This is a genomic window from Streptomyces pseudovenezuelae (assembly GCF_001513955.1).
GTDB classification, from domain to species: domain Bacteria; phylum Actinomycetota; class Actinomycetes; order Streptomycetales; family Streptomycetaceae; genus Streptomyces; species Streptomyces pseudovenezuelae.
Genome location: NZ_KQ948150.1, coordinates 597,625 through 615,358, shown reverse-complemented (window position 1 = coordinate 615,358; position 17,734 = coordinate 597,625). Strand labels below are relative to the sequence as shown.

18 protein-coding genes and 1 pseudogene are annotated in these 17,734 nt (G+C 68.5%); 10 read left to right on the top strand and 9 right to left on the bottom strand.

The features are described 5' to 3' along the window. Positions 1-89: 89 nt before the first annotated feature. Complete coding sequence (locus AQI94_RS43230; protein ID WP_051831859.1) at positions 90-851, bottom strand: DUF6193 family natural product biosynthesis protein; 762 nt, start codon at positions 849-851, stop codon at positions 90-92. Positions 852-1,234: 383 nt separating this feature from the next. Between AQI94_RS43230 and AQI94_RS30675 the strand changes: the two genes are divergently transcribed. Together AQI94_RS30675 and AQI94_RS30670 are read left to right on the top strand one after the other, a co-directional pair. Then, positions 1,235-1,465 (top strand): hypothetical protein, encoded by a 231-nt coding sequence (locus AQI94_RS30675; protein WP_225890299.1) that lies wholly within the window; start codon positions 1,235-1,237, stop codon positions 1,463-1,465. 247 nt (positions 1,466-1,712) lie between these two features. Then, positions 1,713-2,336, top strand: coding sequence for a hypothetical protein (locus AQI94_RS30670; RefSeq protein ID WP_037940879.1), 624 nt, complete (start codon positions 1,713-1,715; stop codon positions 2,334-2,336). Positions 2,337-2,588: 252 nt separating this feature from the next. Here the strand turns inward: AQI94_RS30670 and AQI94_RS30665 are convergent. Further along, positions 2,589-2,828: pseudogene (locus AQI94_RS30665) on the bottom strand (UTRA domain-containing protein); the annotation flags it as partial. Between the two features lie 239 nt (positions 2,829-3,067). Between AQI94_RS30665 and AQI94_RS30660 the strand changes: the two are divergent. Both AQI94_RS30660 and AQI94_RS30655 read left to right on the top strand, forming a co-directional pair. Next, positions 3,068-4,441, top strand: a complete 1,374-nt coding sequence (locus AQI94_RS30660) for a chitinase (RefSeq protein WP_031036077.1) — start codon at positions 3,068-3,070, stop codon at positions 4,439-4,441. A gap of 156 nt (positions 4,442-4,597) precedes the next feature. Beyond that, positions 4,598-5,896 carry a ThuA domain-containing protein gene (locus tag AQI94_RS30655; RefSeq protein WP_031036081.1) on the top strand — a complete coding sequence of 433 codons (1,299 nt, stop codon included), beginning with the start codon at positions 4,598-4,600 and terminating at the stop codon, positions 5,894-5,896. 130 nt (positions 5,897-6,026) lie between these two features. On the opposite strand, the gene AQI94_RS30650 is transcribed toward AQI94_RS30655, so the two are convergent. After that, the gene (locus AQI94_RS30650) at positions 6,027-6,818 is read right to left on the bottom strand and encodes an MBL fold metallo-hydrolase (RefSeq protein ID WP_031036084.1); all 792 of its coding nucleotides are present in this window, start codon (positions 6,816-6,818) and stop codon (positions 6,027-6,029) included. An 86-nt stretch (positions 6,819-6,904) separates the two neighbouring features. Between AQI94_RS30650 and AQI94_RS45355 the strand changes: the two genes are divergently transcribed. The 3 genes from AQI94_RS45355 (at position 6,905) to AQI94_RS30640 (ending at position 9,225) form a co-directional block, all read left to right on the top strand. Next, complete coding sequence (locus tag AQI94_RS45355; protein ID WP_037940881.1) at positions 6,905-7,498, top strand: CGNR zinc finger domain-containing protein; 594 nt, start codon at positions 6,905-6,907, stop codon at positions 7,496-7,498. A 43-nt stretch (positions 7,499-7,541) separates the two neighbouring features. After that, complete coding sequence (locus AQI94_RS46275; RefSeq protein ID WP_391269708.1) at positions 7,542-7,847, top strand: MmyB family transcriptional regulator; 306 nt, start codon at positions 7,542-7,544, stop codon at positions 7,845-7,847. 445 nt (positions 7,848-8,292) lie between these two features. Then, positions 8,293-9,225, top strand: a complete 933-nt coding sequence (locus tag AQI94_RS30640) for an aldo/keto reductase (protein WP_031036088.1) — start codon at positions 8,293-8,295, stop codon at positions 9,223-9,225. A gap of 78 nt (positions 9,226-9,303) precedes the next feature. Here AQI94_RS30640 and dctA read toward each other — a convergent pair whose 3' ends face one another. Together dctA and AQI94_RS30630 are read right to left on the bottom strand one after the other, a co-directional pair. Then, positions 9,304-10,701, bottom strand: a complete 1,398-nt coding sequence (dctA, locus tag AQI94_RS30635) for a C4-dicarboxylate transporter DctA (protein WP_031036090.1) — start codon at positions 10,699-10,701, stop codon at positions 9,304-9,306. Continuing rightward, complete coding sequence (locus AQI94_RS30630) at positions 10,698-11,816, bottom strand: PrpF domain-containing protein (RefSeq protein ID WP_031036092.1); 1,119 nt, start codon at positions 11,814-11,816, stop codon at positions 10,698-10,700. Before AQI94_RS30630 ends, dctA begins: the two co-directional genes overlap by 4 nt. A 146-nt stretch (positions 11,817-11,962) precedes the next feature. On the opposite strand from AQI94_RS30630, the gene AQI94_RS30625 reads away from it, so the two are divergent. From AQI94_RS30625 to AQI94_RS30615, 3 genes are all read left to right on the top strand, one after another. Continuing rightward, positions 11,963-12,868 (top strand): LysR family transcriptional regulator, encoded by a 906-nt coding sequence (locus tag AQI94_RS30625; RefSeq protein WP_031036095.1) that lies wholly within the window; start codon positions 11,963-11,965, stop codon positions 12,866-12,868. 201 nt (positions 12,869-13,069) lie between these two features. Further along, the gene (locus AQI94_RS30620) at positions 13,070-13,573 is read left to right on the top strand and encodes a hypothetical protein (RefSeq protein ID WP_225890298.1); all 504 of its coding nucleotides are present in this window, start codon (positions 13,070-13,072) and stop codon (positions 13,571-13,573) included. Continuing rightward, positions 13,570-14,226, top strand: coding sequence for a Fic family protein (locus AQI94_RS30615; protein WP_031036100.1), 657 nt, complete (start codon positions 13,570-13,572; stop codon positions 14,224-14,226). The genes AQI94_RS30620 and AQI94_RS30615 overlap by 4 nt, the downstream gene beginning before the upstream one ends. Positions 14,227-14,526: 300 nt before the next feature. On the opposite strand, the gene AQI94_RS30610 is transcribed toward AQI94_RS30615, so the two are convergent. The 4 genes from AQI94_RS30610 to AQI94_RS44735 are packed head-to-tail and all read right to left on the bottom strand — an operon-like array spanning position 14,527 to position 17,414. Beyond that, entirely contained in the window at positions 14,527-15,048 is a 522-nt protein-coding gene (locus tag AQI94_RS30610; protein ID WP_051831861.1) for a flavin reductase family protein, read from the bottom strand. Next, the gene (locus AQI94_RS30605) at positions 15,017-16,048 is read right to left on the bottom strand and encodes an alpha/beta hydrolase (protein WP_078902544.1); all 1,032 of its coding nucleotides are present in this window, start codon (positions 16,046-16,048) and stop codon (positions 15,017-15,019) included. The genes AQI94_RS30610 and AQI94_RS30605 overlap by 32 nt, the downstream gene beginning before the upstream one ends. Continuing rightward, complete coding sequence (locus AQI94_RS30600) at positions 16,045-17,175, bottom strand: LLM class flavin-dependent oxidoreductase (protein ID WP_031036109.1); 1,131 nt, start codon at positions 17,173-17,175, stop codon at positions 16,045-16,047. The genes AQI94_RS30605 and AQI94_RS30600 overlap by 4 nt, the downstream gene beginning before the upstream one ends. Continuing rightward, on the bottom strand, positions 17,166-17,414 hold the full coding sequence (locus AQI94_RS44735) for a hypothetical protein (protein ID WP_158806122.1): 249 nt from the start codon (positions 17,412-17,414) through the stop codon (positions 17,166-17,168). Before AQI94_RS44735 ends, AQI94_RS30600 begins: the two co-directional genes overlap by 10 nt. Positions 17,415-17,734 lie beyond the last annotated feature (320 nt).

Below are 17,734 nucleotides of genomic sequence, written 5' to 3'. Positions count from 1 at the left end.
CGGCTTGACGGCCAGGCCCGACGCCGCCCAAGCGCGAACGGCTGCTTGAGGCGCCGGCTTGGCCCGCTCAGGAGTGCTCGATGCCTGAGTCAGGCAGTAGCGGGGTCGGTCGGCCATCCTCCCTCGATGGCCGGACCGCTGCCTGCGGGGACGTTCGCGGCCACCAATGCCGCGGCCTCCCGAGCAGTGAGCCGGGTTTCGAGCACATGTGTCTGTGCTTGCCGCGACGGTGGTGTGACCACGTCCCACAAGTTGTCTCTCGCTGGTCTCACCCGCGGGACCTCCTCGTGGAATGGATCCGCAGTGCTGCTCAGCAGGCTGAACTGGCCGTGCGACGGAAACGGGAAGAACACGCGCAGCGTCGGCTGCGCGTACAGAGCCTCGGCCAGTTCGGCGTCGCCGAGCCGGATCACCCGCGAGCGTTCCAAAGTCAGCCGCCAAGCGGTCGACACCACTCTCCCCGGCGGTGCCGCGTCCAGCGGGTTATCCGCGAGAAACGGCCAATCCCTCCGCAGTCGGTGGATCGACGCGCCACCGCACCAGGCGTGCAGGATTGCCGCTACCACCGCGAGGTCGGGGGTGCTCCCGAAGGCACCCCATGGCCAGCCGGTGTCGCTTGATATCTCGAAACGGAACTCGCGTTCCTCGCGGTTGGTCGCGTACACGGCGAACCGCGCCTCCCCACGGGCGCAGCACGCAGCGACCGCAGGATCGAACCCCTCGACGGGAGTCAGGAGCTCGACACAGTGCTCGCGCGGAGGCATCGCGCGAGCCAACGCTTCGACCAGGCCACCCGGTCCGACCAGATCCGGGTAGAGCTTCGTGGGTACTCCGCTGGGACTGTTGTTCATGCGCCCATCCTCGCCTGGGCCGTGTGACGTCGGTGAGTGGTCAGCCGGACAGGTCCGAAGCATGCCGACACCGGTATCACTCACCATCGACACGGGCCCTGATGCTGACACTGGGCGCGCTGTGTCCACGTGTCGCTGAGCATCCGTTGATCACTGCCACAGGTGCGCGTCCACGATCAGCCAGCCGCTCACGAGCGGGCACCTGACGGGGCATCCAGGAAAGCTGGACGTCACGCTGGTGGCGCCCGAGCTTGTGGTGGAGCGGCGGCACCGTCGCCTCACTCCTAAACTTCAGCCGGACAGCTGACCTCGTCTGCCGTCAACTCGGGCCCTGCGTGGCCCAGGTAGCGTTAGTCGCCTATACGAGCAGGTGGGGTGGAACGGTGGTCGACGTAGTGCGTGTCATGGCGGCGTTGGCCGAGCAGGGAGTCACCGTGCTGTTCAAGGCGGATGCGGAACGCATGCGTGACGGAGTGAGATCGTGGACCTTCGTCGCAAGCGGTGGCCCTTTCCACGAGGACCTGCTCGTGCGTACTGATGCCATCTCGGCACAAGCCTGCCTCGATATCTGTCTGCCTCAGCTGCGCGAGCGTGGACTGGTCATTCCTGAGTAGGTCGAAGGGGTTGCGCCGAGTGGCCGCGCGCCAGTCGCCGATCCCAAGGCGCCGGCGGCAATGGACGTCGATATCGGATAGGTGACCGCATTGCATCCCCTACCTGACCCCGTCCCCTGTGCTCGACAATGCGGCCGTCCGCTGACCCATCGCCATCGAAGAGAGCCGGCAGCGAGCAGACACCGTCGTTGTCAGTGCCGTCTGCGAAGATCCCGCATGGTTCTGGAATACCACGGTGGGAGCAATCATGTCCTTCGGCTTCAAGACGTCATGGCTCGCGGTGCGCGACGCCGGGCCGGAGGAGGTGGCCGACGCCCTCGACCTGCAGCACCGACAGTGCATTGACTGGGAGACCGGCACCGAACTCGCCTACCAGCAAGGCGTCTTCGTGGCGAGACCCGTCCCGGAGTGGACACTCGCCCACGGCAGGATCCATCTCTCGCACGAGACCGATGCCACGCGCCCGGATTTCCCCGACTGGCTGCTTGCGTTGGCCGCGCGCATCGGGGACTTTCAGTACTTCGCCACCGACCGCATCGGCGAGTACCACGCCTGGGCCAAAGTCGAATTGGGTGAATTGACCCGCGCCTACTGCTACATCGGAATGAGCGGTGACGTTCCCCTGCGCCTGGGAGAACCCACCGCCATCGAAAGAGAGCTCGGCGTCGGGCTGGTGGGCTGCGAAGAGGTCCGGCAGGACTGGGGAGACGCCGAATGGGACGCTTGGCACGACGCCATGCCGACCGAGCATCAGGTGATGCGCATCGCCGCCGACTGGAGCGTCTGTCCGCCACTGATCGAGGACGGCTCCGTCACCGCCCCTGGGATCCACGGCTTCCCGCCAGGCGTCGAGCCTGGACGCGCATTCTGACCATCTGAAACCCGGGTGTGGGGCGGGCGTCCCGACCGCGGCAAACTCGGCAGCAACCGCGTCACCTGGGTGGGCGGGGGGACGGAACGTGGCGGCAACCTAACTACCGCTCCGACAGATAGAGCGGCGACCACGTCGACGACCCGCCAAATACAGGCAGAAGCCGATGCGGCCCGGCTGGTCCGATCTGCGCGGCCACAGCGCTCCGCATACAAGCCGGGCCGCCTCGCAGCCCCGCCTGGCTCACCCTCGGCCCCGCTGCCACCGCGCCACCCCATCAGCTCGGACGCCACCCGGAGACGACGTGAGCCGCTCGAACAGCAGCGCCCAGGACAGCTCCGGCACATCGAGCAGTTCCGCTTCGGCACGGGTGACGACAGTCGGCTCGATCGCCTGCACGGACTCCCGGACACGCACCCCGCGCTGCCGACACAGGTGCTCGTAGAGGTCGCCGGCCGCCAACTCCTCCGCGGACGGCGTGACCTCCCAACGGAACGCATTCACCCGTCGCGCATCCCCGCCGCGCCTACAACTTCTCAACTCAGTACCGTCCGTGCGGACTTCCCCGGTCATATCTCTTGACGGCTTTGGTGTAGACCTTTAAGTTCACCAGCCAACAGACCTTCCATGCATGCATCCCATGCACACATACGTGAACATCCGTGTTCACCTCTCACCGCCATCAACGTAGGCGGCGTCCACCCCCACCATTGGACGAAAGGTCCCTGACCATGCAACGCCTCGCCCTGCGCTGCGCGCTCGCCCTCTCGCTCGGCTTCGCCGCCGTCGGCACCCTCGCAGCCCCCTCCGCCTCGGCAGCCACCGGCACGATCACCGGCCTGGCCGGCAAGTGTCTCGACGTGGCCGGTGCGAGTGCGGTCGACGGTACGGCCGTACAGGTCTACGACTGCAACGGCACCGCCGCCCAGCAGTGGACGGTCGGTGCCGACGGAACCATCCGGGCCCTCGGCAAGTGCCTTGATGTCACCGGAAGTTCGACAGCCAACGGCGCCCAACTCCAGCTCTGGACCTGCAGCGGCGGCGCCAACCAGAAGTGGACGGTCAGCGCCGCGAGGGACATCGTCAACCCGGCCGCCGGCAAGTGTCTGGACGTCACCGGCAGCTCCTCCGCCAACGGCACCCGCACTCAGCTCTGGACCTGCACCGGAGCCGCCAACCAGAAGTGGAACGCGCCCGCCGCCGACGGCGGTACGACTCCCCCGAGCTCCGCGCCGATGGCCGTGGCACCGTACCTCTACAACGGGTGGGGCAATCCACCCAGCCCAACGAATGTCATGAACGCGACGGGCGTGAAGTGGTTCACGCTGGCGTTCGTCCTGAGCAACGGCTACTGCAACCCGCAGTGGGACGGCGGCCGGGCGCTGACGGGCGGAGTCGACCAGCAGACGATCAACACCGTGCGGGCGAACGGCGGCGATGTCATCCCGTCCTTCGGCGGCTACAGCGGCAACAAGCTGGAGAGCTCCTGCTCCAGCGCCGGCGAGCTGGCGGCGGCGTACCAGAAGGTCATCAGCGCCTACTCGCTGAAGGCGATCGACATCGACCTGGAGGCCGACGCGTACAGCAACGGCACCGTGCAGCAGCGGACCGTGGACGCGCTCAAGGCTGTCAAGGCCAACAACCCGGGCATCAAGGTGTACGTCACCATCGGCACCGGGCAGAGCGGCCCCGACACGAGTCTGATCAACCGGGCCGCATCCTCCGGGCTGACGGTGGACGCCTGGACGATCATGCCGTTCGACTTCGGCGGCGCGGGCCAGAACATGGGCACGCTCACGCAGCGGGCGGCCGAGGGACTGAAGACCGCTCTGAAGAACGCGTACGGCTACAGCGACGACGCGGCCTACCGCGACATGGGCATCTCGTCGATGAACGGCATCACCGACGACCACGAGACCGTCACCACCGCCGACTTCCAGACCATCCTCGGCTACGCGCAGGCCCATCACCTGGCGCGGTTGACGTTCTGGTCCGCGAACCGCGACCGGCCCTGCCCGGGCGCCTACCCGAACGACGACACCTGCTCGGGAGTGAGCCAGAGCAACTGGCAGTTCACCAGCATCTTCGCCCGGTACACCGGCTGACGTACGCACGACCGCCGCCGCCCCTGCCGAGAGCGCTCATGGCGGCGGCCGGTCACCAGGTGCCGGGCAGCCGGACGTCGGCAAGCCATCCGACTGCGGCAGCCGTCGCCCGCTGAGCACCTACCCGTAGATCACACGGAAAGGCACGACCAGAGAATGAGTACTGTCCGATCCGGCTCCATCCGACCTCTGCTGCGGGTCCTGCTCCTGCTGGCCACGCTGCTGGGCCTCGCGGCCGTACCGCCCGTCGCACAGGCGAACAGCGCCGCGACGCCGTTCAAGGTCCTCGCCCTCTACAGCGGCACTTACGACGCGGCACACATCGACTTCGACAAGGAGGCGAACGCCTGGTTCCCGCAGCAGGCGGCGGCCAACGGTTTCACCTACACGGCCAGCACCAACTGGGACCTGCTCGCCAACGGTGGCGTCAACGCCTACCAAGTCGTTCTCTTCCTGGACGACTTGCCGCAGACGTCCACCCAACGGTCGGGTTTTGAGGCGTACATGAGGGGTGGGGGTGGCTTCATGGGCTTTCATGTCTCGGCGTTCACGACCGACGCGGCAAGCTGGTCGTGGTACCACAACACGTTCCTCGGCTCGGGCAACTTCGCATCCAACACGTGGGGGCCGACAGCGGTGACCCTGAAGGTGGAGGATCACACGAACCCGGCCACCGCCAACCTGCCGGCCACGTTCACCTCGTCGGTCAGCGAGTGGTACAGCTGGTCCAGGGATCTGCGGCAGAACCCCGACATCAAGATCCTGGCCTCGATCGACCCCAGCAGTTTCCCGGTCGGCACGGACCCCGACCAGTCCTGGTACAGCGGCTATTACCCGATCCTGTGGACCAACACGAAGTACAGGATGCTGTACGCGAACTTCGGCCACAACGCGATGAGCTACACGACCAACACGCGACTGTCCTCCACGTTCGCCAGCGCCACCCAGAACCGGTTCCTGCTGGACGGGCTCAAGTGGCTGGGCGGGGGCGGCACCACGACCCCACCGACCGGCGACCAGATCTCGGAGACCGCCTGGTACACCGTGCAGAACGTCGGCAACGGCACGTGCGTGGACGCCCGTTCGGCCGCCACCGCGAACGGGACGGCCATCCAGCAGTACGCCTGCAACAGCACGACAGCGCAGCAGTTCCAGTTCCGAAGCAGCGACAGCGGGTACATGCAGATCACCGCCCGCAACAACCCCGCGCAAGTGATCGACGTGACCGACCGCTCGACGGCGGACAATGCGCCGTTGCAGCTGTGGGCCTACTCCGGCGGCACGAATCAGCAGTGGCGGCCGGTGCGCGCGACAAGCGGGCGCTATCACTTCGTCGCCCGGCACAGCGGCAAATGCCTGACGGCCGCCGCGGCGGCGACGAACAGTGTCCAGCTCACCCAGCGGGCCTGCGACGGTTCGGCGGCGCAGGACTTCCAGCTCACCGCGCAGTCCTGAGCCACCGCACGGCGACACGTGGACGCATTGCGCCCAGACGTGCTCTGGGAGGGTCACGACTTCGGCCTCCCCGGCGGGGACTCCGGCCTGGTCAGTGCCGAGTTGGGCAGGTTGGGCGCCTTGCCTGAGCTCAGTCGCGCCGACCCCAGTCCAGGCGGTCGGCCAGACCGGCGGCGGTGAAGGCGGCGACCAGCTCGTCACGGCCTTCGGTGAAGTGGGCCCAGCTGTCGTAGTGGACGGGAATCACGCGGCGGGCGCCGAGGAGTTGGGCGGCCTCGGCAGCCTGGGCGCTGCTCAGGACGATCACCTGGTTGTCGAAGAGTTCGGGGAAGCGGGGGGCACCGGCGAAGAGGAGTGCGGTGTCAATGGGGGCGAAGCGCTCGGCGATCTCCTTGACCACGTCGAGGGACGCGTTGTCGCCGCTGACGTAGACGGTCGGCAGATCCTCTCCGGTCAGGACGAAGCCGACGACCTGCCCGGTGACCGGCTCGACCTGTTCACGCGGGCCGGGGCCGTGGATGGCGGGAACGCCGGTCACGGTGATCGTGCCGCCGTCGGGGCGGGTCAGCTCGATGGATTCCCAGTCGGCCAGGCCCTTGGCCCCGTTCTTGAGGCGTTCTGCGCCGCCGGGGGTGGTGAGGGTGAGCGCGACCTCGGCAAGGAGGGACCGGCCGGAGGTGTCCAGGTTGTCGGGGTGCTCGTCGTGCGAGAGCAGGACCACATCGATGGAGCCGAGATCGGCGGGGGCTCCGCTGGAGGGGGCGGTCTTGGTGAGGAATCGGCCGTCGGGACGGGCGTAGTCGCCCGGGGCGTCGAAGGTCGGATCGGTCAGGAACCGCAGGCCGCCGTACTCGAAGAGGGCGGTCGGGCCGCCGAAGACCCGGACGGGAAACGGGGTGGTCGTTGAGGGACGAGCAGACATGAAGCACCTCACGGATGGATGTCTTTTAACCGTGAGACGACGGTAGCCGCTTCTCACGGATACCCGCAAGCCTTACCATGAGGAATATGAAGGAGCCCTTGATCGACCAGCCCGGCCTGCCGCCCGCTCAGGGCGAGGAAGAGCACCTCTCTCTCGCTCTCGCCAACAGCGCGATCGCGCTGACGGGCGGGCACACGGTCGATCTTCTGGGCACTCCCGCGCAGGCAAACCACTGGCTGACGGAACGTGGTCTCGCACCGGTCGACGTCGGCATGCGGGAGATGTGCGCGACGCAACTGCGCTCGCTGCGCGAACAGATCAGATCACTGTTCGCCGCCCGCGCCGAAGGACTGCCTGCCCTCCCCGCCGCGGTCAGGGCCGTCAACGACGCGATGACCCGCGTTCCCACCGCTCCGTTGCTGCAGTGGGATGACAGAACCGGCCCCTACCGCGCCACCCCGCACCCGACCACCGCGATCGTCGACCATGCCCTGGCCACCCTCGCCGCCGACGCCGCCGACCTGCTCACAGGCTCCGACGCGGACCGCCTCACCGCCTGCGGCTCCGCCCCCTGCAACCGCTACCTGCTCCGCCACGGCCGCCGTCACTGGTGCTCCACCCGCTGCGGCGACCGTGCGCGCGCCGCCCGCGCCTACGCCCGCCGCACAGCCTCCCCATGACGCCGCATCCAGCGCCCCCGATCCCCTCGCGCGGCGGCTGCACATGGCCTGGGAGCAGGTCACAGCCGGTGTGGTCGCGCAGTTGCGCGCAGCAGCCGGTGCCGACGCGGACGACCCGCGCCTGACGCAGCTCGTCGGCGAGCTGAGCCTGAAAAGCGAGCGGTTTCGTCGCCTGTGGGCCCGTCACGATGTCCGCCGCCGGGAGGGGGCCATGACGCGCCTGCGGCATCCGCAGGCCGGTGAACTGCATCCTGCGCCGCGAGAAGCCGGCTGTCACGGGATCCGACGCTCCGCCGCGCGGGCAGGACGGGTCCCGGATCGAGCAGCCTCACACCGACGGACGACATAGCGCTCAGGGCCGCTCGCCGTCTGACGCGGATCCATTTACATCCGGGGGTTCTCAATATCAGAACCAACAACTGTTGGATTTCTGGATCGGCGATTTCTAGAGTGGGCACGCGAGGTCGCCCTGCACCGTGCACTCGCCGAGGCGTCCGGAGGAGGAGGCTCATGCAGCATCGCACCCTCGGTGACCGGACGGTCTCCGCACATGGCCCCGCCCGCCGGTCGGGCGTCGAGGCGATCGGTCCCTACCCCGTTCCGTCGTCCGAAGCCGCCGTCCCGGTGGGTGAACGTCGGCGTCGCTAGACGGCTCCAGCCGAGAAGAGCTTGAGCACCGCACCAGGCTCGGCCTCGCCCTCCTGCCCTGGCGCCCGCGTCGGCGCTCGTCGTCACCCCCCTCCCCAGGGCCCTGCCTTCCGCCTGAAACGTTCACGTCACAGCGAAAGAGTCACATGAAGACCTTCACCCTGCCCGGCACCGACATGGTGGTCCCCAACGTCGTCCTTGGACTGATGCGCATCCAGGACATGACCGACGACGCGGTGCGCAGGCTCGTGAACACCGCGCGCGACCACGGCATCACGTTCCTCGATCACGCCGACGTCTACGGCACGGACGACCACGGTTGCGAGCGTCGGTTCGCCGAAGCCATGAAGCTCAGCTCGTCGGAGCGTGAGCAGTTCGTCATCCAGACGAAGGCCGGCATCGTCAAGGACGGGCCGTACTTCGACTTCTCCTACGACCACATCATCGAGTCCGTGAACGGCTCACTCAAGGCACTGGGCACGGACTATCTCGACATCCTGCTGCTGCACCGGCCCGACGCTCTCGTCGAGCCGGAGGAGGTGGCCCGCGCCTTCGACGAGCTGTCGGCGGCAGGCAAGGTACGCGCCTTCGGCGTCTCCAACCAGACCCCCCGGCAACTCGACCTGCTGCGCAAGCACGTGACACAACCCATCGTGGCGAACCAGCTGCAGCTGTCGATCACTCACGCCCCGATGATCGCGCAGGGCGTCGCGGCGAACATGCAGGGCCTCGATCAGTCGGTCGTCCGTGATGACGGGATCGTCGACTACTGCCGTCTGCACGACATCACCATCCAGGCGTGGTCGCCTTTCCAGGCCGGATTCTTCGACGGCCCGTTCCTCGGTTCCGACCGCTTCCCCGAGTTGAACGCGGTGATCGACCGGCTGAGCGACAAGTACGGCGTACCGGCCGAGGCGATCGCGGTCGCCTGGATCACGCGCCATCCCGCGCAGATGCAGGTCGTGCTCGGCACGACCACGCCGGAACGCGTCACGGCCGCCGCGCTCGGTTCCGACATCCAGCTCACCCGATCGGAATGGTACGAACTGTTCCGCGCCGCCGGTTACAAGGTGCCCTAGCCAGGGTTACAGCACTGGATTCCGACATGGAGGGGCCGGCCCGGAGCACACGCTCCGGGCCGGCCCCTCCATGCGACGTCAGCCCGCGGCGGGCACGCGGTCACGGATCGGTACGGGCGTCTGCTCGGCATCAGGCTCGGCTGTCACCGCGGACGGAGCGGGGGCAGGGACGTAGGGGATCTCGCCGCGCAGGACGGCCTTGGCGCGGTCCTCGTCGAGCTCTCCCTCCCAGCGTGCTACGGCCAGCGTGGCAACGCCGTTGCCGACCAGGCTGGTCAGGGCGCGGGCTTCGGACATGAACCGGTCGACACCGAAGATCAGCGCGAGGGCGGCGACCGGGACGTGCGGGACGGCGCTGAGCGTGGCGGCCAGGGCGATGAAGCCGGAGCCCGTGACGCCTGCGGCGCCCTTGGAGGTGAGCAACATGACGGCGAGCATGGTCAGCTGCTGGGTGAGGCTGAGGTCGATGCCGAGGGCCTGGGCGAGGAAGACCGAGCCCATGGTCAGGTAGATGGCGGTGCCGTCGAGGTTGAAGGAGTACCCGGCGGGCAGCGTGATGCCGACGACCGGTTTCGAGGCGCCCGCGTGCTGGAGCTTGGCCATCATGCGCGGCAGGACGGGCTCGGTGGAGGAGGTGCCCAGGACGATCAGCAGCTCTTCCTTGATGTAGCGCAGGAAGGGCAGCAGCCGCAGTCCGTTCAGGCGCATGACGGTCCCGAGGACGACCAGGACGAAGAAGAGGGCGGTCAGCCAGAACGAGCCGACCAGCAGGGACAGATGGCGCAGGGTGCCCAGGCCGTAGTTGCCGATGGTGAAGGCCATCGAGCCGAACGCGCCGACGGGGGCGAGCCGCATGATCCAGCGGATGAGCGTGAACAGGACCGTGGAGAACTTCTCGATGCCCCGGGCGATGCCCAGGCCGGCCTCTCCGCTGGCGTGCAGGCCGAATCCGAACAGCACCGACACCAGCAGCACCGGCAGGATCTCGTTGCCGGTCAGGGCGCTGACCAAGGTGGCCGGGATGATGGCGAGGAGGAAGGCGGCGAAGCCCTCGTGGGTCGTGGTCGCCTCCGGCGGCAGGCCGTCGGTGGACAGGGTCGAGAGGTCGATGTGCAGACCACTGCCCGGCTTGACGACATTGACGACCACCAGGCCGATCACCATGGCCACGGTGGTCAGCACCTCGAAGTAGACCAGCGCCTTCAGGCTCACGCGGCCCACCGCGCGGGCGTTGCCCATGGAGGCGATGCCGTGGACGACCGTGCAGAAGATGATCGGCGCGATGAACATCTTCACCAGCGCGATGAACCCGTCACCGAGCGGCTTGAGGTCTGCGCCGACGGACGGCCACAGCCCGCCCACTGCGGCGCCGAGGAGGACGGCGATCAGGCACTGGACGTAGAGGAGGGACAGCATCCGGCGGATGCGGCCCGGTGATGCGGTGACGGTACCCGGGGCGGCGTCTTTGCGGCTCATGCGGGGCGTCCTTCCAGGACGGGAACGAGGAGTTCGGCTCGGGCGATACGCCGGGCGGCGCGGTGCAGCAGCACCGTGGGGGACGCGCCGTCCGGTGCGGGTACGGCTCGGGTGGTGATCACGCCGGCGGGGGTGCCCAGGCGCAGCGTGCCCTCGGCGGTCTGCCGGGCGACGCGGTGGGCGAGGGTGCCGGGGGTGGCGGCGGCCGTGGCGAGGGCCACGGCGGAGGTGAGGCCGATCGCGGGGTGCGGGGCGTGCATGGAGACCATGCGCACGGCCAGGTCGTACTCGTCCTGGTTGACGAGTATGCCCTGGGTGGTGCGGTAGCGGGCGGGCCGCGCGACGATGCCCACCTTCGGCACCGCGTGGCTGACCGGATCGCCCTCACGGGCCAGGCCCATGGCCAGTGCTGCCTGACGGCGCAGCAGTGTCAGCGCGGGTACCGCGGTGGCGAACGCGGTGAGGGATTCCGTGCCGTCGAGGCCGAACGCCTTGGCCTCGAACAGCGCGGCCGGCGCGCCGGCGTCCACCAGGGATGCCTCGACGGGACCGTCCGGGCCGGTCAGTTCGTCCAGTGCCCGGCCGGTCGGCAGGGCACGGCCGGTCGTCGAGCCCGCCGGGTCCTGAAAGCCGAGCAGGACCGGCACGCCCGGGGCGGCGGTACCCGGCACCAGGGCCCTGCCCTCCTCCGGGGCCACACCCGCAGGGGTGGGGATGGTGCCCGTGAGGCGGGCCCCGGTGTTGACGTTGAGCATGCGGACGGTGGTGGTGTCCGGTGTGATCGGTACGAGATCGTGGTGGACGGCGTACAGGGCCACGGCGGTGGCGCAGTTGCCGCAGTTGCTGGCCCACTCCACTCGCTCGTCGCCGATGCCGACCTGCGCGAAGGCGTACTCGACGTCCACCCCGGGCCGGGTCGACGCCTGGACGACGGCGGCCTTGGAGGTGGTGGAGGAGGCGCCGCCGACGCCGTCGATCTGGCGGGGGTCGGCGGCGTTGAAGGCGGCCAGCAGGAGGGCGTCGACGTCCACGCCCGTGGCGGCCACGTCGCGATGGTCGAAGATCCAGCACTTGCTGGTTCCTCCGCGGATCATCTCGCCCTGCAGACGCAGCACAACTGACTCCTCACAAGCATGGAAGGGGAAGTCCACCGCCGGTCTCGCCGTGCGTGGTGTCCTCCACGGTGGGTTACGGCAGCGTGAAGTACAATCTCGGAAATCTGCATGGGCATTAAGGTGAACTGAACGCTGGAGGTGGGGGCATGCTCGACGTCCGGCGCATCCTGCTGTTCACCGAGGTCGCCCGGCGCGGCTCCGTGACGGCGACCGCCCGCGCCCTCAACTACACCCCGTCAGCGGTGTCGCAGCAGATCAGCCGCCTGGAAGCGGAGGCAGGACAGCCCTTGCTGGAACGCCACGCCCGGGGTGTCACCGTCACCGACGCCGGACGGGCACTGGCCGAACGAGGGCAGCGCATCGAACGCGAACTGCAGGCCGCGGAGAACGAACTCGCCGATTTCGCCGGCCTGCGCGCGGGCACCCTGCGCATCGGCACCTTCCCCACGGTCGGCGCCTCGCTCCTCCCGCAGGCCGTGATCGCCTTCCGGGACGCCCATCCCGACGTACGGCTGACCGTCCGCAGCGCCCGCATCGCCGGGCTCTGGGCGATGCTGGAGAACCGGGAGATCGAGATGTCGCTGATGTGGGACTACGACTGGAGCCGAATCGACCGCGAGGACATCGTCGTCACCCCCCTCCTCGACGACCCGCCCGCCCTACTCGTCAGCGACCGCCATCCCCTCGCCGGACGCGACGCCGCCTCACTCGCCGACTTCGCACACGACCCCTGGATCACCCGCGCCGACCATCACCCGGTGGCCGAAGCCCTTGTCCGCGGCTGCCGCGCCGTCGGCTTCGAGCCCCACATCGCCTACGAGGCCCACGACTACCAGGAAGCCCAGGCCATGGTCGCCGCCGGCATCGGTGTCGCCCTCGCCCCCACCCTGGCCCTGGAGGGCATCCGGCCCGGCGTCACCGTCCAGCCTCTCCGGCCGCCGGGCCCGATCCGCCGCATCCTCCTGGTGCGCATGGCCGACCACGCGCTCACCCCTGCAGCCCTGACCTTCGCCGGACTGCTCCGCGACATCGCCGCGGCCCGAACGCCCTGACACCTGGGTTGGTGTTCGAGGGGGTGCACACGGCAGAGTGGCCTGGTGACTGAGCTGTGGGCGTATTCACTGACCTGGGCAGAAGTAGATCCGTTGGGTCATCCGTTCGAGCTTGACGAGGATGCCGCGAGGGCGTTGGCCGAGTGTGTCGCACCCCTGCTGCCCCGTGCGGACACCGCGAAGGAGAGCGGTCGGTCTTCCTTGGATCCGGTCACCGACTTCCTGGTGGAGCGATACGGCCGCTGGGCCCGCGGATGGAACTGGTCCGTGGGCGAGGGAGACACCGACGGCGGAGTCGTCGGCGTGTGGTGCTGTGCCTCCCATTCCGTGACGACAGCGGACGAGACCTCCGCGCTGGTCGTCGCGGCCCTGCTCGAATGGCGGGACTGGCTGGAGGAATTGGCAGAGCGCTTCGCCGCCCTCGCACCGCCAAAGCCCTTGGAGGACCCCTGGCACTGGGAGCGGGCATGCGCGCGGCTGGTCACCGTGGTGGCTGACCGGACCCAGGCCGAGAGTGGCTGGTACCGGCACTGCATGCAGGTCCTCACCTGGTTCCTCACCCGTAACGGCATACCCCAGGAGCGGGCTCGGGAGATCGTCGAGAGCGCGGTCGGCGGCCGCTTCGACAGCTGGGTCGCACCGGACGCCACGGTGGTCGACTCGGTGAGTTCACGGTTCGCCCAAACCGTGGAACACCGAGCATGACTTCCGCCCCCGTGGACCAACAGGACTCCCTGGCCGCCTGGTTGAGCATCCGTACGACGGTCCCCTGGCCGCGCTGGAGCGGCGAGCGCGCCGCTGCGGGACCACCCGCGGCCGACGGCGTCCGGGACTACTTCACCGCGACGCGCGGCGACCGCGACCCCGAAGGGACCGCGCGGGTTCTCACAGCCCTCGATCGAGCTCTCGCCGACGCGCAGGAGGGCAGGCAGCTGAACTTCGCTCTCCTGACGGGGTGGCAGCGGTACGTGCTGCACCGCGACCCTGTCGGCTTCCGTACCCTGCCGGCCTTCGCGAAGGGCGGACGAGAGCGCTACGGCCTCGCGGCCGACACAGCCGCCCGGTTCGAACAGTGCCTGTCCCAGAGCACCCAGCCGGATCTGCCCCTGCCTTCGCGCGCTGCTCGGACGTACCTCGACGTCCTTTTCTTCCATCCGTTCGAGGACGGCAACGCCCGCGCGGCCATGCTGGCGCTCGCCTTCGTCCTGGCCTGTGACGGTGCGTGCCTCGACCAGGCGCACCCGCTGCAGGTCACCCGCTGGGCCGACGACGCCGATGGCGCGGCCGATCTGGCGGTGCTCATCGGAATCCTGATCAGCGCGACGCAGCGCCGCCAGCGCCACCGGAGCCCGGCTTGACGGGACAAGACGCCATGCTCAACAAACTCCGGCCGCGTGTACGCGAGGGCGTGAGCACTTCCTGAGCAGACTGAACCGGCTTGCCGGGGCCGGTGGATGCCGAGCTATAGTCACACGGTCGCGAGAAACGATGTTCCGCGGGCGTACCCGCCGGACATCGCGCAGCGCATCACGCAGGCGCGTGAAGAGCGCGGGCTCCCCCAAAGAGATCACCGCAGGACGTTAACAGGCAGGCGGCAGTGACGCTGCTTGTTAAGCCGGAGCGAGGTGCAGTTGCAGTTCACTCCGGTTCCTCCACGATCACGGGTCGCGGTCGAGCCGCGTATGGGTGCCAAATGTTCGCGCGTGGTAGGTCAGAGGCGAACCGTCGTGCTGGTCGGTGTGCAGGACCTTGCCCAGCAGCACGACATGGTCACCGCCGTCGACCATTTGCTCGATCTCGCATGCCAGCCAGCCGAGCGCGTTCGGTAGCCGCGGCAGTCTGTGGTCGAGCAGCCACCGGGTGTCCGCGAACTTGGCCGCCCCGCCCTTGCGGGCGAAGCGCAGGGCGACATCCGAGTGTGCCGAACCCAGCACGTTGACGCCGAACCGGCCGGACCGACCCACGATGCTCAACAGCTCGCTCGTCCGGTCCAGGGAGACGAGAACCATCGGAGGTGACAGCGACAGGGACGTGAACGCGCTGACCGTCGTACCGTGCGGAACTCCCTCCTGTATTCCCGTCACGACCGTTACCGGCGTGACGACTTGGGCCATCGCGTCACGGAACATCCGTGCCAGGTAGTCCGCATCAGAGCTGCTCGTCGTGGAAATCGCCGTCATCACTGCACCTCCGCATGCTCGTTGGGTCAACCGATCGCGGACTCCCCTGAGGGTCGCGCCCGACCTGGCGGAGAAAGGCGTCGATGCGGTCGTTCGCCTGGTCCGCGAGAGGGATGGGGGCTTCGGTGAAGCCATGCCCGCCGCCGGGATAGACGGCTATTTCGGCCTGGTTGCCGGCCGCGATCCAGCGGGCGTGCATGAACAACGAGTCGTCCAGAAACGGATCCAGAGTTCCCACCGTGAACAACGCCGACGGGAGATCCCGCAGATCCGCGAACAGAGGCGACAGGTCCGGGTCCTGGCGCCGGTCGCTCCGGGGCGCGACCGCATCGGTACACGCTCGGATCATGTCCACCGAAACCGGCACCGCGTCGGCACCGATCAGCGTCTGGCTCGGGGTCATCGAGAGGTCGAAATTCCCGAAGACCAGGTTCGCCGCCTGGAACCCGGTGGACCCCCGTCGTTCGCGCAGCCTGACCAGGACGGAGGCCGCTAGTGTCGCGCCCGCCGACAGGCCGCCGATCGCGAGCGCATCGGTTCCGAACTCCGACTTCGCATTCTCGATCAGCCACAGCGCCGCGGATTCGGCGTCGTCCCATGCCGCCGGGTGAGGGTGCGTGGGTGCCAGGCGGTAGTCCACGTCGACGCAGGCGAGACCGGTGTTCCGCGCGATCCGTTCCAGCTCCTGGTCCGACTGCGCCGCGCTGCCGCTGACGAACCCGCCGCCGTGGAAGTGCAGGTAGACGCCCTTGGGGCGGTCCGGAGCGATGACCCGCAAGGGCAGTTCGTGACCGCCCCGTCCGGTTGTCCGGATGGTGCGTGCCCGCTCCGAAGGCTGCGTGGGAGGCCTCGGAATGCCGCCTCCCGATTCGGGTCCGGGCAGGCCCTTCACCAGCTCGCGAAGTCGCAGGTTGAACTCGGCTGTTTCGGGCGCGATGGCTTCCGCGCGGAACAACGTCCCGTCAAGTCCGCCCACCTGGACGGGTTCGGATGCGGTCATCGCGGCCCGGCGCCACTGGCGCCCACCGACAGTTCCGTGGCGTCCCCGTCGATGCTGCTGGACGCCGGCCAGCTCTTGATCTCCGGCATACAGTGCTCGGCGAAGCACCGCATGTTGCGCACCGCCTCCTCGTGAGGCATCCCGCCGAAGAACAGCTGCGGGAACATACCCTGCGGATGGATCTGGTCGCGCGTCTCCTCCAGGCGTTTCAGCACCTGGTCCGGGGTGCCCGCGATGATCTGCGAGACGAAGCCGTCCACCATGCGCTCCACATCCTCGTCGGTCTCGATCGCCGGGATGGGCCCGTAGGCCGGACGGCCCCGCATCTGGTAGTGCCAGATGCCGACGCGCTGCGCGTTGCCCCCGTACAGGCGGGCGATCTCCTGGGCACGGTCCGCGCTCTCGTCCACCACGATGATGCTCGAAGCGAACGGTGCCGGAGGCTTGGTGTCGGGGCCGTGTGCTTCCCGCCATGCGTTCAGGTAGCTGTCGATCGGCAGCCCGCCCTCGGGCACCTTGAACGGAAGTGTGGTGGTCGTCAGCTGCCCCAGCCCCAGCCGGCCGGCCTGGCGCTGGCTTTCGGGCGAGCCGAGGGCCGCGAACAACCGCCCCTTGAAGGAACGGCCCGGTCGCGGCCGCAGCTCCACCCGCGGCTGTTGGTAGAACTCGCCGCCCTCCATCACGCCCGTCTCCAGTCCGTCCACGAGGAGCTGCAGCATCTCGTCGTAGCGCTGTCGCGCCGCATCCGGGTCAATGCGCAGGCCCCTGTACTCGCGCGGCGCCATGCCGCGCCCGAGTCCGATGATCGCCCGGCCGTTGGACACCTCGTCGAGGGTGATGATCTGTTCGGCCAGACGGACCGGGTCGTGCCAGGGCAGGACGAGCACCTGCGTACCCAACCGGATCCGCCGCGTTCGCCCGGAGAGGTAGGACAGGAACATCAGAGGGTCCGGCGCGAGGGAGTGGCGGGTGAAGTGGTGTTCAGTGAGCCAGACCGAGTCCAGACCCAACTCCTCCGCGAGCACCCACCGTTCGACCTCCTCGCGTACGAACTGGCCGTCCGGGTAGTCGGCCTCCTCGCCGTCCGGACCGTAGTGCTGAAGACCTGTGGCTATTCCTATGTGCATGCTGCCGCCTCCGAGAAATCGATCATTGGTTGTGGTGCGTGAAAGCCCGACACGAGAGGACTGAGAACAGGGTCGGCAAGAAAGGGACCGTTGCTTCGGCCTAGCAATTCCGTGAGGGCGCGGCGCATGGCCCTGTCGGCCGCGAGGCGTTCGAGAGCGGGTTCTTCGTCCGGTGTCAGGGCGAGCAGCGCCTCCCGCCGGAGTTCGATCAGGCCCTTGGCCGTGCGTTCGGTGAACACGTAGGGCTCGTCGAGGCATGACCTCCTCACCAAGCTCTACATCGGGTCCTGAAAAGTCGGACCGCAATGTCGCCTGATAGGACAAGTGAAGTCGAGAGGGAGGGGCAAGTCAAGAGTCGGGTCACCGTGGCGCGGGACAGGAGTGTCCCGCAGCACGGTCACTTTCTCGGCGAGTGTGTCCAACACTGTGCGCACGGAACCCGCGCGTCAGGCTGGTGGTGACGCCGAAACAGGCACCTAGAGGGCCAGCGCGATAGCTGGGGGATGCCACGTGCGGGGTCATCCTCGGCCGCCCGATCGACACAGGCACTCATGTGCGG

Excerpts from the sequence above, each read along its gene's own strand:
- AQI94_RS30640 (WP_031036088.1), top strand. The coding sequence starts at position 8,293 with ATGAAGACCTTCACCCTGCCCGGCACCGACATGGTGGTCCCCAACGTC.
- AQI94_RS30625 (WP_031036095.1), top strand. The coding sequence starts at position 11,963 with ATGCTCGACGTCCGGCGCATCCTGCTGTTCACCGAGGTCGCCCGGCGC.
- AQI94_RS30615 (WP_031036100.1), top strand. The coding sequence starts at position 13,570 with ATGACTTCCGCCCCCGTGGACCAACAGGACTCCCTGGCCGCCTGGTTG.
- dctA (WP_031036090.1), bottom strand. The coding sequence starts at position 10,701 with ATGAGCCGCAAAGACGCCGCCCCGGGTACCGTCACCGCATCACCGGGC.
- AQI94_RS30670 (WP_037940879.1), top strand. The coding sequence starts at position 1,713 with ATGTCCTTCGGCTTCAAGACGTCATGGCTCGCGGTGCGCGACGCCGGG.
- AQI94_RS30610 (WP_051831861.1), bottom strand. The coding sequence starts at position 15,048 with ATGACGGCGATTTCCACGACGAGCAGCTCTGATGCGGACTACCTGGCA.
- AQI94_RS45355 (WP_037940881.1), top strand. The coding sequence starts at position 6,905 with ATGAAGGAGCCCTTGATCGACCAGCCCGGCCTGCCGCCCGCTCAGGGC.
- AQI94_RS30655 (WP_031036081.1), top strand. The coding sequence starts at position 4,598 with ATGAGTACTGTCCGATCCGGCTCCATCCGACCTCTGCTGCGGGTCCTG.
- AQI94_RS46275 (WP_391269708.1), top strand. The coding sequence starts at position 7,542 with ATGGCCTGGGAGCAGGTCACAGCCGGTGTGGTCGCGCAGTTGCGCGCA.
- AQI94_RS30660 (WP_031036077.1), top strand. The coding sequence starts at position 3,068 with ATGCAACGCCTCGCCCTGCGCTGCGCGCTCGCCCTCTCGCTCGGCTTC.
- AQI94_RS30600 (WP_031036109.1), bottom strand. The coding sequence starts at position 17,175 with ATGCACATAGGAATAGCCACAGGTCTTCAGCACTACGGTCCGGACGGC.
- AQI94_RS30650 (WP_031036084.1), bottom strand. The coding sequence starts at position 6,818 with ATGTCTGCTCGTCCCTCAACGACCACCCCGTTTCCCGTCCGGGTCTTC.
- AQI94_RS43230 (WP_051831859.1), bottom strand. The coding sequence starts at position 851 with ATGAACAACAGTCCCAGCGGAGTACCCACGAAGCTCTACCCGGATCTG.
- AQI94_RS30605 (WP_078902544.1), bottom strand. The coding sequence starts at position 16,048 with ATGACCGCATCCGAACCCGTCCAGGTGGGCGGACTTGACGGGACGTTG.